This is a genomic window from Ruegeria sp. CDSA033 (assembly GCF_059612305.1).
In genome coordinates, this window is record NZ_JBXWQI010000040.1 from 1 (window position 1) to 13,549 (window position 13,549).

The following is a 13,549-nucleotide window of genomic DNA, read 5'->3' on the forward strand; positions in this document are numbered from 1 at the left end:
CGCGGGATGGAGCAGCCCGGTAGCTCGTCAGGCTCATAACCTGAAGGTCGTAGGTTCAAATCCTACTCCCGCAACCAGCGGCAGATAACCCAAAACACCACAGCCAGACTGCAATTGATCAAATAAATCAATTGTTTAACATCTGCGCCCTGTCAGGCGAATAAACGTAAGGTCAAAGACACAATTCCTAAGCGCAAACAAAAATCCTAAGCGCAAACAAAAAAAACGGGCAGAATAAAAACAGTCAAAAAGACTGTTGGCGTGCGTCTGAAGCTACAAGAAGCGGGGCAGTGTAGTATCCACCGTTGCCTCACGTCTACCGCACCCCCTCCATCGTCGAGCAGCGACTGGAACGAATAGCCACCCCGCGCAAGTTCGTGCTCTTGTCGAATCAAATCAATTCGTATTTTGTCCTCGCGATGGTTCCCGACTGTATTCTGCGGTCAGGGATAAAAGGGAATACGGTGCGGTTCTGTAAAAAGGCCAATTCCGTGACTGCCCCCGCAACTGTAGGCGGCGAGCGACCCGAGATCGTCCACTGGGCAATAGCCTGGGAAGGATCGGGATAGCTTTGACCCGCAAGTCAGGAGACCTGCCATCCGAAATTTATGAACCTGGGCGGGGTGTCCCAGAGGGAGATGACAATGTTTCAAGCGGTCCGTACCGTGCACGACCTTGCGCTCGCTTTGCCCCTGTCCAAACACAGGAGGCGTTGCCGTTGTCATTGCAAAAAGCTGACACCCAAAGGGGTAAGTGTCTGACAGAATTCAGCGTTCCGGTCCTGGTCGCGGGGGCTCTGGCGCTGTCGGCGCTCTTGTGGCTCGCGATTTACGCGGTGATTTGATGTCGGCCGTTTTACAAATCCGCGATCTGACGTTGGGCTACCGCGACCTGACATTGTTTCACCGCCTCTCCATGGATATCGCGGCCGGAACGACCCTCGCCGTTCTTGGTGCGAACGGGTCGGGCAAGAGCACATTTGTAAAGATGCTGCTGGGCTTGATGGATCCTCTTTCGGGCAATTTGACTTGGCCGCAGGGCCGTCCTGGTGACATCGGGTATCTGGCGCAGATGACAGAGTTCGACCGCCGATTTCCCATCCGTGTGAGGGATCTTGCTGCGATGGGTGCCTGGCGCGGGTTTGGTTATCGTACCGGGCTGGACGCCGCCGCGCGCAACCGGATGGCTGCAGCGCTGGATGAGGCCGGGGTACTGGATATCGCTGACCGGCCTCTGCATATGCTGTCGGGAGGGCAACTGCAGCGCGCGCTGTTTGCGCGGGTTATCATGCAGGACGCGCCGCTGATCCTGTTGGATGAACCGTTTGCCGCAGTCGACCAAAGTACCGAAGCACATCTGTTGTCGATTATCCGCCGATGGCGCGATGAGGGGCGTGCGGTGGTTTTGGTGGTGCACGATCTTTCCTCGGTGCTGGATTATTGCAGCCACGCGCTGCTTTTGGGCGGGCAAGAGGCGACCCACGGACCGGTGAATGACGTTCTGACACCAGACCGGCTGGTTGCACAAGGATACCTCTCGGAAAGTCAGGCGTCTTGGATGTTCCGTGGCACCCATTCAACAGCGGAGCACGCCAATGTATGACCTGATCGCAGAAATGTGGAGCTTTGCCTTCATGCGTCGCGCTTTTGTGGCAACCACGGTCCTCTCGGCATCGGTCGCGCCGGTAGGCGCGTTTCTTGTTCTGCGTCGCCTATCGCTGGCTGGTGAGGCCATGGCCCATGCGATTACCCCTGGCATTGTCATCGGCTTTGTCACCGCGGGCCTGTCGGTCATGTCACTGCTGGTCGGAGGGCTTATCGCGGGTGTTGGCGTCGCCATTTTGACCGCCTTTCTCGCACGCCGGACGATCCTGCGCAGCGATGCCAGCCTTGCCTCGCTGTATCTGATCGCATTGGCGGTAGGTATCTTTATCCTGTCTGCAGCAGGGTCCGCAGTTCCACTAAAAAGCTTCCTGTTTGGATCAATCCTTGGGATCGACGACGCGTCGATGGTCCTTGTCGGCGGGGTGGCGACAGTAACATTGCTGGCATTCGCCGTTCTGCTTCGTCCGCTGATTGTCAGCACCTGTGATCCGGTTTTCTTCGAAACGCAGACGCGCCGACCGTGGTTGGTAGATCAGGGTTTTATGCTGCTGTTGGTTCTGAACCTGCTGGCCGCGTTCAAAACACTGGGAACGTTGATGGCCGTTGGCCTCATGATCCTGCCTGCGACCGCCGCGCGCTATTGGGCCAGTACGATCACCGGGCAACTGGTCCTGGGCTTTGTGTTTGCCTTGTCCAGCTGCTGGATCGGCCTGACCCTGTCCTACTTGTTCCCGGACACGCCGTCCGGCCCGGCGATCGTTTTGGTTGCCGGTGGGTTCTTTCTGTTCTCGGCCATTTTCGGTCCCCTTGGTTTTGGCAGACGGATGCGCAAACCGTCTGTTTCCAAAGACATCCCCATTGCCCAAATTCAACAAGAAGAGAGAGCACAATGACTCTTGTGAAGTCACTCTATGCCGGCATCGCCTCTGTGTCGTTTGCTTTGGCTGCATTGCCGACCGTTGCGGCAGAAGACAACGTCAAGATCGTCGCCAGCTTTTCGATCCTCGGCGACATGATCGAAGAGGTCGTCGGCGATCTGGCCACAGTTACGACAATCGTGGGCCCGGATGCGGATGCGCATGTGTATCAGCCTTCGGTTGCAGATGCGAAGGCCGTTGCCCAGGCGGATATCATCTTTGTCAACGGTCTGGGCTTTGAGACATGGTCCGATACCCTGATCGCTGAATCGGGCACTGACGCAACCGTGCACGTTGCCACCGATGGTATCACGACTGTCACAGTCGAGGGCAAAATCGACCCCCACGCTTGGAACTCGCTGTCGAACGGCATGATTTACGTGACCAATGTGGCCGACGTGATGACAGAGGCGATGCCCGAGCACGCCGAAGAAATCGCTGCCAATGCTGCGGCCTATATTGCGCAGCTTGAGGCGCTGGATGCAGAAACCAAGACAAAGCTGGCAGGCCTGCCCGCCAATCGCCGCACGGTTGTGACCGCACATGACGCGTTTGGCTATCTGGCAGACGCCTACGGCCTGACTTTCCTTGCGCCGGTTGGAATCGACACCGAGGCAGAGCCATCGGCCAAGGATCTTGCTGTTCTGATTGACCAACTGAAGGCGGATGGTGCTGCGGCGCTGTTTGTTGAAAACATCACAAGCCCCACTTTGATTCAGCAAATCTCGGATGAAACCGGCATCGTGATTGGTGGACGGCTGTACTCGGACGCCCTGTCGGAACGGGGTAGCCCGGCCACCAGCTATCTCGCGATGTTCCAGCACAATCTGAACACTCTGCTGAACGCACTTGGGAACGCAACCGCAAGCTAACTTGTCTTCAGGTACGGGGCGGCACCTGAACCGTCGCCTCATACCGTGCATTGGAACGGTGGGTTCTTGGAAATCGCCCCCTAATCCGGCTTCCATCCATCCTCGTATTCTCCCAACGTTCGGGAAAGATCCAAAAGCGAGGCGAACAGTCTTGCGTAAACGTCCCGTGACATCATCGTCTTGTTGTCATCCAACACCTGCAGAAGATCGACGACGCCGGAGGCAAAGGCATCATAGACCAACTGGTCCGCGGGCGTTGGGTCCAGGGTCCATATATCGTGCGTGTCGTAATACCCTACGGGTTGGGGATCGTCGTCTATCATTTGTCCGCCTCATATCGGTGAGGCGCATGTAGGAGAGAAGAAAGCGAGCGCTAGTGATGTGGCAGGAAGTCACAAGTTTTTGGCAACGCCAAAAACGTGAACCCGATATCGCGTTTGGCCGTCGACAGGATGTGATTAACTACGTCTCGGCCGCAGTCGACTTCTGTTGTGCCAACCGAGCAGTTGTCAGAGTTTCGAATGTTCGCTTTGCAAAACTTCCAGAAACAGATTTGTCACCCGCGTCGGTTCAGGTTGCTTTCTGGTCACTGCAGCAAACCGGGTTCGATATTGCGTTTCGTCCGGCAACACCATCCGCATCTTTTCCTGGTCCACAAAGTCCTGCGCAAGATGATCAGGCAAATAACCTATGTATCGCCCTGACAGGATAAGTATGGCCAGCGCCTGCTCGCTTTGAACTTTTGCTGAACGTTTAAAGCCCAGTTGCTGACCGACGATCAGGTTCGGAGAGTTCACGCTGAGCCCAACATAGTTGTACCTGAGCAGGTCGCTCGTCCTCAGATTCCGGTCCGGTATTTCGAACAGAGGGTGTTCTCGGCCGCAATACAGGAACATGTTCTCGCCATATAACGGCGCATAGTTCAGACTTGTCGAAGGGCGATGCAGCGCAATAATCCCGATGTCGAGCTGACCACTGATGACCATGGTTTCGATCACGTTTGGCGGCTCAAGAGACAATTCGATCTGAACCGAGGGGGCGGCTTCGTTGAACCGATGAATGGCGCGGGCAAGCCGGGAATCCGGGTTTGACGCACATTGATCAAACAGCGAAATGCGGATCGTTCCCCCCAGCTGTTCCTTGATCTCGCTGACCTCGTTTCGAAATTGCGACACAGACACCAGCAGGTGATCTGCTGCCTGCAGCACTTTTGCGCCGTCTTCTGTTAAGGCGAAACCCGCAGGGCCGCGTGTGCACAGTTTCAAGCCCAATCGCAGTTCCAGATCAGTAATATGCTTTGAAATTGTCGATTTGCCGATATTCAGCTCAACTTCGGCTGCGGACAGACCGCCACTTTCCACAACCGTCTTAAAAACGCGCAGCAATCGGATGTCGCTGTCGCCGATGCGTGAGGCAACCATTTTCTTCCTAATTCGTAAGGTTTGATATATATGAAACCTATCGCGCAAAGAAAGGCAACATAGAAACACATTTCACAAGCTACTCTGAAAAAGCCGAGGCAGAATCGGACTGGCCATCTCTCCCCAGGTCAGCGCGCACCTCGAAACATGATAAAACTGGGAGGACATCTATGTCATTCATCAAAAAGCTTGGCACCATGACTGCTGCCGTTTCGGTCGCAGCCCTGATGGTAGCGGGCGCAGCCGACGCGAAGAACTTCAAGATTGCTGTTGGCGATAGTGCAGGCAGCGCACAAGAAGCCCTTGGCTTGGCTTTCGTTAAGGCACTCGAAGAAAAATCGGGTGGCGCACACACAGCTACACTGTTCCTGAACGGTCAGCTGGGTTCCGAGCAAGACACCGTCAACGAGGCCGCGATCGGCACGCTGGACATGTCGCTGCTGGCGATCAACAACATCACGCCGTTCTCGCCTTCGGTTGGTGTATTCACTCTGCCTTATGTGATCCTGTCCCTGGAAGATGCTGAAAAGCTGACCCAAGGCCCGATCGGTCAGGAACTGGTGGAAAACACCATTCGTGACGCAGGTGTGCGCATCATCGGCTGGACCTACACAGGTTTCCGCCGCCTGACCAACTCGAAAAAGCCTGTCAGCTCGGTTGCTGACCTGCAGGACCTGATCATCCGCGTTCCCAAGAACGAAATCATGATCGAAACCTACAAGTCCTGGGGTATCAGCCCGACTCCGATGGCATGGTCCGAGACCTTCACCGGTCTGCAAACCAAAGTCGTCGACGGTCAGGACAACCCTTACCTGACGATCAACGCAATGAAGTTCTACGAGGTCCAGAACCACGTGACCAACCTGCGTTACATCTTCTCGATTGAACCGCTGATTGTTTCGGAATCTGTTTTCCAGGGTCTGAGCGAAGAAGATCAGAAGATCATTCTGGAAGCCGGTCAGGAAGCAACTGAGATCTCCGCACAGTTCCTGCGTGACTCAGAAGCTGCGATCAAAGAAGAGCTGACCGCCAAGGGCATGGCAATCATCGATCCTGAGAACGATGAGGCCGAGTTCATTGAACTGGCAACCGGCGCCGTATGGCCGCAGTTCTACGAATCCATTGGTGGTGTCGACAAACTGAACACGGTCCTCGAGGCCATCGGCCGCGACCCGGTCCAGCAATAATCGCCAAAGAGCGAAAAGGAAAAGAGCGCTTCGGCGCTCTTTTCATCTCAGGGAGGAGGGAATTCCGAAATGTTCTGGAAATTTCTGGACAATATCGAAAGTATCATCTGCCGGATCCTGTTATCCGGCTTCGTCTGTCTGCTGTTTTTACAGATCATCGCGCGGGAAGTCTTTGGCTTTTCGTACAGCTGGATCGAAGAACTGTCAGTCTACATGTTCGTCTGGTTTGTCTACTTTGGCGCCAGCTATGCGGCATTGAAAGGTGCGCATAACCGGGTGACCTTCCAGTTCAAGTTCCTGCCCGAACGCTACATCAAGTATATCGAGGCTTTTGCCGATCTCTTCTGGCTCTTTTTCAACGTCTACTTCCTGTATCTGGCAACGGACTTTGTCTTCAACAAGATGAACAAGTTCTGGAAATCTCAGACCCTGGGTATCGAGATGAAGTATGTCTACATGGTTCTACCTCTCGCCTTTGCGCTGATGACTGTGCGCATCATTCAGGTGAACTATCGCCGCCTGATCAAAGGTGAAGACATCCATGATCCTGACCAGATCGACCTTGATGAAATCAAAGCTGCCACCGAAGCAGCTAAGCGCGACTGAGGCAGGGAGGAAAAACTATGGAATCCGAAATCGTCACAATCCTATTTGGATCGTTTCTTTTACTGCTGCTTATCGGCGCACCGATCACGGTTGCGCTGGGTGTGGCATCGCTGTTTTCGTTCCTTTACCTAGGCGAAAACCCAATCAAGTTCGTGCAGATTGCATTTACCTCGGTGGGTGCGTTCCCATTGATGGCGCTGCCTGCATTTATTCTGGCGGGGGCTCTTATGGAGGCCGCCGGTATCTCAAAACGCCTAATCAATGTTGCTGAAAGTCTGGCTGGTCCATTCACCGGCGGTATTTCGGCTGCAACGGTTATGGCCTGTCTGTTCTTTGGCGCAATTTCGGGCTCGGGCCCGGCAACAACCGCGGCCGTGGGGATGCTGATGATCCCAGCAATGATCGACCGCGGCTATGAGCGCGGCTATGCCTCTGCTATTACCGCTTCTTCTGGCGGCCTCGGGATTATTATTCCTCCCTCCATCCCGATGGTGATCTTCGGCATTGCCGCGCTCGGTATGGCGCCTCCGCTGGAAGCAGTTGAAAAGTTCGGCACCTTCCAGTCGGTTTCGATCTCGAAACTGTTCATCGCGGGCTTTGTTCCGGCCTTCCTGATCGCCACCAGCTTGCTGATCCTGAACTACTTCATGTCTAAAAAGCGTGGGTACAAAGGTGTGGCCGAAGGTTGGTCGATCCGTCACGTGGGCTGCGAAATGTATCGCGGGTTCTGGTCGCTGATGGCGCCGCTGGTGATCCTGGGTGGTATCTATACCGGCTTCTTCACCCCGACCGAGGCCGCTATCGTCGCGATCTTCTACACTCTGTTCGTTGGCGTGGTCATCTACCGTGAACTGACATGGCAGTCGCTGTTCCAGTCGCTTGAAGCCACCACGTGGCTGACGGGCCGTGTTCTGCTGATCCTGTTCACCGCGACCGTGTTTGGCCGCCTTCTGGTGGAAAACCAGATCCCGGCGATCATCGCGGACTCGATGCTCAGCTTTACCGACAACCTTTATGTGATCTGGGCGCTGATCATCTTCTTCCTGCTGTTCGTCGGCATGTTTATGGAGACACTGGCCACCATCCTGATCCTGGTTCCGGTGATGCTGCCGGTGGCCTATTCGGTGGGTATCGACCCGATCCACTTTGGTGTGGTGATGGTCTGTACGCTGGGTATCGGCTTCCAGACGCCGCCGCTGGGTGAAAACCTGTTCATCGCATCGGGTATTTCGAACATAACGATCGAGCAGATCTCGATCCGTGCATTGCCCTTTGCAGCGGCTAACACGATCGCGATCTTTATCATTGCGTTCTTCCCTGAGCTGTCGCTATGGCTGCCAAGGCTGTTGGGCTACTGACCTGAAAGGATGATGCTATGAAACAAATGGTGACAAATATCCTGTTCGCCACCGATCTGTCGGAAAACTCGGGTCACGCCATGCGCAATGCGGCCAGCATTGCGATGGCGACAGGGGCAGAAATTCACGTCCTGCATGTGAACGAACCCCTATCGGACGACGCAAAGATCACGATGGACATGTTCATCCTGAACGAAGAAACGCGCAAAACTGCGGCCCAGCGTCGCCATGAAATGGTGCGCAAGGTGCTGGCCGAACGGCAAGCCAAGTTCTGGGCACAGTTCGAAGGCGATGACGCGAAGATCCGTGAGCAGGTGTCCTCGATCGAGGTCACCGACGGGCACCCGGCCGAGGTGATCCTGCGGCGCTCGGTCGAGATGGGGTGTGACCTGATTGTGCTCGGCGCGCATGACCACGGTTTTTCGCACACCTTCCTTGGGACGGTGGCAAAACGTGTCTTGCGCAGGTCGAAAATCCCGACGCTGATCGTTCCGAACCCGGACGAAGTCTAAAATTTCCACGGGCCGCTGCGATGGTAGCGGCCCGTACTTTGCGCCATTTCGCGCGAAATTACCAAGAGATGCCTGAATACTGTGTATTCCGCATCCAACGGCCCTTTGATCATCTTGGGCCAAAACCCTCCAAGCTGAATACCTTCGGCAAAGATCATTCCAGGCAAGCTTTGTTAACAGAGCTTAATGCTTCGGTGGCCTCTCCTTAAGAACCGGTTCCTTTATTTGAATTGTGACCACAACCGCAATCCAGATTCAGGAGGAGAAGACCATGGAAGCGACACAGACAATAACCCCGAACGGCAACGTTTTTTCCACGCTGTTTGCGGATTATGCAGAGGCCCGAACCGAGCATTTCCGCCGCAGGATTTTCGCCAAAACAGTCCACGACCTGGAGGCGTTGAACGATTGCCAACTGAGCGACATCGGCGTCCCTCGGGCTGAAATCAAGCAACGCGCCTATCAAAGTGTTTATCACGGCGCACCTTATCGGCAGTAACCAAGTGCCGAAAAAGAACCCGCGTAACCAGTTATGAGGTAGTACCCATGTTTGATGTCATCCCGCCAAGCAAGCAATTGACGCCCACGACCAGTGCCCTGCAATTGTTCGACCGCGCCATGCAACTACGCGCGATCAGCGCCGATATCGTGCGGGCCGCACAGTATTTGGACAGCTTTTCCGATCAGGAATTGTCCGAGCTGGGCATAAACCGCAGCGATCTTGATGATACGATCCAACGGTTCATCTGAAGCTGTGGCGATAGCCGTGTTTGATGCCGGCGACAGAGACGAAGAAAAAAGCCACTCCTGTATGTCGGAGTGGCTTTTTGAATGTGAATTTAGGCGGTGTGATCGACGACCTGCAAATGCTGCGCCAGCTTGTCGATCTCGGCCATCCAGCCCTGCACCAGTTTTGGATCGCTGGGTGCTGCATGGACACCGACGGCGATCGCACGGTTCAGGACCGATTCGACTGCCAGCGAGACCGGAATAGATACCAGTCGCGCCATTGCCGTCCCGCGCGCGTCGCCCCAGGCGTCCATGACATAGGTTTTGTGCCAGACGGGTACGCCGTCTTTCTCGGCCTTCAGTCCTACGCACAGAACCACGCGGTCCGGTTCCCCTTCGTCATAGGCGTTTTCGTCCCAGAACTGGTTCGACATTTCCTTCAGGCGCGCGTCGCCCTCGGGTCCGGACAGGGTTTCGATCTCGCTGAACACGTCCGACCACGCATCGGCCCAGCCATTCAGGCGCAAGGTACCGCGGACGAATTCCTTGACGGTCCAGTGATCCTCGAACTGATATTCTTCCATGAAAGGCAGAGAGTCGCGGTTCGGATAGACCTCAAAGCTTTCCGGTGTTGGCAGCGGGGCGATATAGCTGCTGATCGCGTCCCACGGGCGGGCGACGTCCAGCGGTGCATAATCGCGGATCGATTTCGAAGGCGAACGCAGGGCCTTGAGCACACCCAAAGGCGACCAGCTGAACTTGTAGCGGAACGGGTTGGGGTTCTTCGGAATGCCGCCGCAATACGAGATAAAGCTCAGGTGGTTGTTCGCATCAAACGCGTCCGAGGCGCGATAATCGGCGATCAGGGCGTGTGCCATCAGGTGGTCAATGCCCGGATCAAGCCCGACCTCGTTCACCAGGGCCACACCGGCCTCGCGGGCCTTGTCATCCAACGCCCGCATCTCGGGTGCAATGTAAGAGGATGAGACAAAATTGGCCTCCTTCGAGATGGCCAGTTCCGCCAGCGGCACGTGCCAATCGCCCGGCAGCATTGAGACGATAACGTCGCCTTTTTCCAGCACCGCTCCCAGCTCGCCGATGTCAAAAGCACGTATGTCGTCGGTCAGGTCTCCGACTTCGGCCTTGGCCTTTTCAATGGTTCGGTTCCAGACAGTGACCTTGTGCCCGCCTTCAATCAGGCGACGCAGGCCGGGGATGGCCGACAGGCCGGTGCCACACCAATGGATGGTCATGCTTAAGCTCCTCTATGGCTGTTCAGCCGAATTTCAGTTTCGCGATCACGATCGCACCCACAAGAAGGATCGATATCACGTTGCCCAGGATCAGAGGCCATGCAGCGATCATCAATCCGTAGGCCAACCACAACGTCAGTGTTGTCAGGATCAGCAGGTTTGCAGGTAGAGACAGGTCCTTGGTTTCGCGGCTGCGCCACGTTTTCAGGGTCTGGGGTAGCCAGCAGATCGTGCCAAGAACCGCTGCTGCCCCGCCGATCAAGTGTTCCATGTGTGCACCGGCTCAGACATGTTTGCGAAACTCGTCCCGTGCCCGACCCCAAACACCGCTTTCGATCTCTTTCAACGTCAGCAGAGTTGGCAGCAGTTGCGCGGCGTAGTCTTCCGAGCTTTCGACCGGCAGCATCGACGGCAGGTTGTCGATCGCCATGACGTCCATCACCGGATCACTCGCAACACGCAAGGCAGGGGCGTCCCACGTGGTGGCGCGGTCGTAAACCGGAACCGGATTGTAATCGCTGTCCGGGTCACAGGCGACGTCGCCAATAGCAGTCAGTTTACGCGGCGCTGTCAGCGCCTCGCGCGGTACGAAGACCGGGGTGCCCGGGCGGGCAAAAATGCAGTTCAGAAACAGGTCATGTTCCAGAATTTCGGGGAAAGGCCCGCCGCTGGCGGTTTCAGCCATGTCCCATTTGGTGACACTGACGCCCATCGCCTCGCACAGGTCGGCGGCGCCTGCACCCACGCGACCCAGCGCGCCGATCACGATGGCGCGGGGACGATTGGCGCCTGTGGCGTTCAGCTCGGCCAGTAATTCAGCATTCAGCGCGTCCTTGCCCGAATACACACCAACGGGCGGGCATTCCTCATTCCGTTGCTGCGCCGCCCATGCTTTCAGGGTGACAGCTGCGCCAGCATAACCAGCCCAATACCCGAAGGCCGCGACGCGACGGCCGTTCTCGTCCACAAGGTATTCCAGATCATAAAGCGTTCCGCCCCCGGCCTTGAACCGCTGCAGTAGGGCGCGGCCAGAATGCTGACCCTTATAGGCGTGGCCGAACATGATGTGGCGATGGGGCAGGGGGGTGCCGTCCTCTGGCAACTCCTTCAGGCCAAAGACGATGGCATCAAGGGGAGCATCGGGCCAGGAATTCTCGGGCGCAATCTCGCAGCCTGCGTTTTTGTAGCCGTCTATCGGAATAGCGCGGACATGGCTTTCCTCGACGGTTACCCGGATGCCTGCCGCAATCAGGGACGCCGCGCCTTCTGGGGTCAATCCAACCCGTTCTTCATTCGGGCGCTGTTCTGCCCGGACCCAGAGATGTGTCATGCGTCGTCCTTTTTTTAGAGCATCCCGGCGGCGCGCACCGCCTGAACCGAGGCGCGCGCCTCCATCGCCTCGCGGAAAGCGAGAATTTTGGGAAAGGCCGACACGTCCACGCCGTCACCTTCCAGCCAGCTGCACACTACATAAAGGTACGCATCCGCCAGCGAGACGGTATCGCCCAACACAAAGGGCCCGCGCAAACCGTTTGATACGATGTACTCACAGGACGTCGTCATGGTCTGGGCGACCTTGCCGGTCATGTCTTTCCAGCTGGCTTTATTGTCGGCCCAACGGGCCCCGCGCAGTTTGTGTGCGTGGTTCACATGCATGGTCGAGGCCAGATAATACATCACTTCGCGCATACGGGCCGCCATGACAGGATCGGCGGGGACAAGATTTGCGTCAGGCGCAACCGTAGCGACATATTCCAGCAACGCCCCTGTTTCAGTCAGGATACCGCCATCAACGGCCAACGCAGGCACACGGCCTTTTTGGTTGATCTGTTTGTAAGCCGGTTTGGTCTGGTCGCCTTCGGCGAAGTCCAGACGGACCGCTTCATAGTCCAGACCGGCCTCCTCCAACGCGATGGCAACGGCGATCGAAATAGTGCGGGGGGCATAATAGAGCTGCATCAGGGGACCTCCGGGCTTGGATTACAGATGCGTTTGGGCAAACTGCCTGTCTGGCGCTTCCAGGTGCGGGACTGCGTTGAACAGAACCGGGCTTAGCTGCGCGCCAATCGGGTGCAGACGATGCATGGAGGTATTCATGATGGCAAGAGCCACCCGCGCCATCGCAGGTATGTCCAGTCCCATGGCCTGTCGTACAACCATCGAGATCAACCCACCCGAGGTCACAACAATCGCCGGACCGCCTTCTGTGCCGATATCGCGCAAAGCGTCCGAGACACGTGTTTCGAATTCCTCAAAGGTCTCGGGCGTTTCCTCGATCTCGCCTCTGGCCCATGCGGCAAAAGTTCGGGGCAGATGGTCGACAAACCCTTCCCGGTCCGTCGGCACGGGGATGCCATGTTGCTCTTCATACAATTTCGCAATGTTGAAGTATTCAACCTCGTTGAGGCGTGGATCACGGGTAGGTTCAGGCAGTCCCATGCTGGCGGCGGTTTCCACGTGGCGCGACAGGGTTCCGCAATAGACGCGCGGGTAGAACGCCCGTGTGTTCTGCAGATGCGCGCCCAGCCAACGGGCTTGCTGATGGCCCAGATCGCTGAGCTTGTCATAGTTTACTTCGTCACGTGCGGTGGTGTTGGCCTGCCCGTGACGCACCAGTGTGATATGTGCCATTGCGTCCCCTCTTGCGCGAAGTCTTAGGGCAGGTTCAGGGTCGGTGCCAGAGCCCTTTGGCAGAAAGCGGCTAAAAACCAGTTTGATGGCTCGGCTGTCTTTTGTTCGCCGCAGAAATGTGCCCATGGCACGTCGCATGCGATGTTGCCTAACGGAAAAAAGTTTCCTATAGGATACAAGGCCGCTGCATGCGGCCGTATACATGCCTCTGCAACGCCGCCCTCGGGGGACCAAAAGACCGCCAGCAGTCGAAGCCTGTTGACTCGCTGCACAGTCCTAGGAACCTTGGTGTCAATTGGCGACAATACAGAGATAACGTTGCAATCCATGCGGCAATGTTGCCAAGGTCTTAGGAAAGGTCTCTGCCATGTCTGACGCACCCAAACGCACCCCATTGCATTCTTTGCACGTTGAGTTGGGAGGTAAGTTGGTTGATTTTGCTGGGTGGGAGATGCCTGT

The 13,549-nt window shown here is 56.3% G+C and carries 16 protein-coding genes, 1 tRNA gene and 1 riboswitch; of the genes, 10 read left to right on the top strand and 7 right to left on the bottom strand.

What is annotated here, in order from left to right:
* The 4 genes from AC2FLA_RS21880 to AC2FLA_RS21895 all read left to right on the top strand — a co-directional run bounded on the left by AC2FLA_RS21880 (window position 1) and on the right by AC2FLA_RS21895 (window position 3,393).
* Window positions 1–77, top strand: a tRNA-Met gene (locus tag AC2FLA_RS21880).
* 326 nt (window positions 78–403) lie between these two features.
* Window positions 404–614, top strand: a riboswitch (cobalamin riboswitch).
* Between the two features lie 229 nt (window positions 615–843).
* Complete coding sequence (locus AC2FLA_RS21885) at window positions 844–1,602, top strand: metal ABC transporter ATP-binding protein (protein WP_496725295.1); 759 nt, start codon at window positions 844–846, stop codon at window positions 1,600–1,602.
* Window positions 1,595–2,497 (top strand): metal ABC transporter permease, encoded by a 903-nt coding sequence (locus tag AC2FLA_RS21890; RefSeq protein WP_496725297.1) that lies wholly within the window; start codon window positions 1,595–1,597, stop codon window positions 2,495–2,497. The genes AC2FLA_RS21885 and AC2FLA_RS21890 overlap by 8 nt, the downstream gene beginning before the upstream one ends.
* Complete coding sequence (locus AC2FLA_RS21895; RefSeq protein ID WP_496725299.1) at window positions 2,494–3,393, top strand: metal ABC transporter solute-binding protein, Zn/Mn family; 900 nt, start codon at window positions 2,494–2,496, stop codon at window positions 3,391–3,393. The genes AC2FLA_RS21890 and AC2FLA_RS21895 overlap by 4 nt, the downstream gene beginning before the upstream one ends.
* Before the next feature lie 80 nt (window positions 3,394–3,473).
* Here AC2FLA_RS21895 and AC2FLA_RS21900 read toward each other — a convergent pair whose 3' ends face one another.
* Window positions 3,474–3,716 (bottom strand): hypothetical protein, encoded by a 243-nt coding sequence (locus tag AC2FLA_RS21900; protein ID WP_108861889.1) that lies wholly within the window; start codon window positions 3,714–3,716, stop codon window positions 3,474–3,476.
* A gap of 186 nt (window positions 3,717–3,902) precedes the next feature.
* A complete protein-coding gene (locus AC2FLA_RS21905; protein WP_496725301.1) occupies window positions 3,903–4,814 on the bottom strand; it encodes a LysR family transcriptional regulator in 912 nt (303 codons plus the stop codon).
* Window positions 4,815–4,984: 170 nt separating this feature from the next.
* On the opposite strand from AC2FLA_RS21905, the gene AC2FLA_RS21910 reads away from it, so the two are divergent.
* The 6 genes from AC2FLA_RS21910 to AC2FLA_RS21935 all read left to right on the top strand — a co-directional run bounded on the left by AC2FLA_RS21910 (window position 4,985) and on the right by AC2FLA_RS21935 (window position 9,227).
* Window positions 4,985–6,001, top strand: coding sequence for a TRAP transporter substrate-binding protein (locus AC2FLA_RS21910; protein ID WP_113790480.1), 1,017 nt, complete (start codon window positions 4,985–4,987; stop codon window positions 5,999–6,001).
* 69 nt (window positions 6,002–6,070) lie between these two features.
* Complete coding sequence (locus AC2FLA_RS21915; RefSeq protein WP_496725303.1) at window positions 6,071–6,607, top strand: TRAP transporter small permease; 537 nt, start codon at window positions 6,071–6,073, stop codon at window positions 6,605–6,607.
* A gap of 17 nt (window positions 6,608–6,624) precedes the next feature.
* Entirely contained in the window at window positions 6,625–7,965 is a 1,341-nt protein-coding gene (locus tag AC2FLA_RS21920; RefSeq protein ID WP_108861887.1) for a TRAP transporter large permease, read from the top strand.
* Window positions 7,966–7,982: 17 nt separating this feature from the next.
* Window positions 7,983–8,477 carry a universal stress protein gene (locus AC2FLA_RS21925; RefSeq protein WP_058277392.1) on the top strand — a complete coding sequence of 165 codons (495 nt, stop codon included), beginning with the start codon at window positions 7,983–7,985 and terminating at the stop codon, window positions 8,475–8,477.
* A gap of 271 nt (window positions 8,478–8,748) precedes the next feature.
* Window positions 8,749–8,976 (top strand): DUF1127 domain-containing protein, encoded by a 228-nt coding sequence (locus AC2FLA_RS21930; RefSeq protein ID WP_108861885.1) that lies wholly within the window; start codon window positions 8,749–8,751, stop codon window positions 8,974–8,976.
* A 47-nt stretch (window positions 8,977–9,023) separates the two neighbouring features.
* Window positions 9,024–9,227, top strand: coding sequence for a hypothetical protein (locus AC2FLA_RS21935; protein WP_496725306.1), 204 nt, complete (start codon window positions 9,024–9,026; stop codon window positions 9,225–9,227).
* A gap of 89 nt (window positions 9,228–9,316) precedes the next feature.
* Here AC2FLA_RS21935 and AC2FLA_RS21940 read toward each other — a convergent pair whose 3' ends face one another.
* The 5 genes from AC2FLA_RS21940 to AC2FLA_RS21960 are packed head-to-tail and all read right to left on the bottom strand — an operon-like array spanning window position 9,317 to window position 13,090.
* Window positions 9,317–10,459: a saccharopine dehydrogenase family protein gene (locus AC2FLA_RS21940; RefSeq protein ID WP_496725308.1), complete on the bottom strand. Its 1,143-nt coding sequence runs from the start codon at window positions 10,457–10,459 to the stop codon at window positions 9,317–9,319.
* Between the two features lie 22 nt (window positions 10,460–10,481).
* Entirely contained in the window at window positions 10,482–10,730 is a 249-nt protein-coding gene (locus tag AC2FLA_RS21945; RefSeq protein WP_058273753.1) for a SemiSWEET family sugar transporter, read from the bottom strand.
* Between the two features lie 12 nt (window positions 10,731–10,742).
* Complete coding sequence (locus tag AC2FLA_RS21950) at window positions 10,743–11,789, bottom strand: saccharopine dehydrogenase (RefSeq protein ID WP_496725310.1); 1,047 nt, start codon at window positions 11,787–11,789, stop codon at window positions 10,743–10,745.
* Window positions 11,790–11,803: 14 nt separating this feature from the next.
* Window positions 11,804–12,418, bottom strand: coding sequence for a glutathione S-transferase family protein (locus tag AC2FLA_RS21955; protein WP_496725312.1), 615 nt, complete (start codon window positions 12,416–12,418; stop codon window positions 11,804–11,806).
* A 21-nt stretch (window positions 12,419–12,439) separates the two neighbouring features.
* Window positions 12,440–13,090 (bottom strand): histidine phosphatase family protein, encoded by a 651-nt coding sequence (locus AC2FLA_RS21960; protein WP_496725314.1) that lies wholly within the window; start codon window positions 13,088–13,090, stop codon window positions 12,440–12,442.
* Between the last annotated feature and the right edge of the window lie 459 nt (window positions 13,091–13,549).

What these genes read in the sequence shown, in the direction of transcription:
- AC2FLA_RS21940 (WP_496725308.1), bottom strand. Translation starts at nt 10,459, where the DNA reads ATGACCATCCATTGGTGTGGCACCGGCCTGTCGGCCATCCCCGGCCTG.
- AC2FLA_RS21960 (WP_496725314.1), bottom strand. Translation starts at nt 13,090, where the DNA reads ATGGCACATATCACACTGGTGCGTCACGGGCAGGCCAACACCACCGCA.
- AC2FLA_RS21905 (WP_496725301.1), bottom strand. Translation starts at nt 4,814, where the DNA reads ATGGTTGCCTCACGCATCGGCGACAGCGACATCCGATTGCTGCGCGTT.
- AC2FLA_RS21930 (WP_108861885.1), top strand. Translation starts at nt 8,749, where the DNA reads ATGGAAGCGACACAGACAATAACCCCGAACGGCAACGTTTTTTCCACG.
- AC2FLA_RS21950 (WP_496725310.1), bottom strand. Translation starts at nt 11,789, where the DNA reads ATGACACATCTCTGGGTCCGGGCAGAACAGCGCCCGAATGAAGAACGG.
- AC2FLA_RS21900 (WP_108861889.1), bottom strand. Translation starts at nt 3,716, where the DNA reads ATGATAGACGACGATCCCCAACCCGTAGGGTATTACGACACGCACGAT.
- AC2FLA_RS21935 (WP_496725306.1), top strand. Translation starts at nt 9,024, where the DNA reads ATGTTTGATGTCATCCCGCCAAGCAAGCAATTGACGCCCACGACCAGT.
- AC2FLA_RS21955 (WP_496725312.1), bottom strand. Translation starts at nt 12,418, where the DNA reads ATGCAGCTCTATTATGCCCCCCGCACTATTTCGATCGCCGTTGCCATC.
- AC2FLA_RS21910 (WP_113790480.1), top strand. Translation starts at nt 4,985, where the DNA reads ATGTCATTCATCAAAAAGCTTGGCACCATGACTGCTGCCGTTTCGGTC.
- AC2FLA_RS21945 (WP_058273753.1), bottom strand. Translation starts at nt 10,730, where the DNA reads ATGGAACACTTGATCGGCGGGGCAGCAGCGGTTCTTGGCACGATCTGC.
- AC2FLA_RS21925 (WP_058277392.1), top strand. Translation starts at nt 7,983, where the DNA reads ATGAAACAAATGGTGACAAATATCCTGTTCGCCACCGATCTGTCGGAA.
- AC2FLA_RS21885 (WP_496725295.1), top strand. Translation starts at nt 844, where the DNA reads ATGTCGGCCGTTTTACAAATCCGCGATCTGACGTTGGGCTACCGCGAC.
- AC2FLA_RS21915 (WP_496725303.1), top strand. Translation starts at nt 6,071, where the DNA reads ATGTTCTGGAAATTTCTGGACAATATCGAAAGTATCATCTGCCGGATC.
- AC2FLA_RS21895 (WP_496725299.1), top strand. Translation starts at nt 2,494, where the DNA reads ATGACTCTTGTGAAGTCACTCTATGCCGGCATCGCCTCTGTGTCGTTT.
- AC2FLA_RS21890 (WP_496725297.1), top strand. Translation starts at nt 1,595, where the DNA reads ATGTATGACCTGATCGCAGAAATGTGGAGCTTTGCCTTCATGCGTCGC.
- AC2FLA_RS21920 (WP_108861887.1), top strand. Translation starts at nt 6,625, where the DNA reads ATGGAATCCGAAATCGTCACAATCCTATTTGGATCGTTTCTTTTACTG.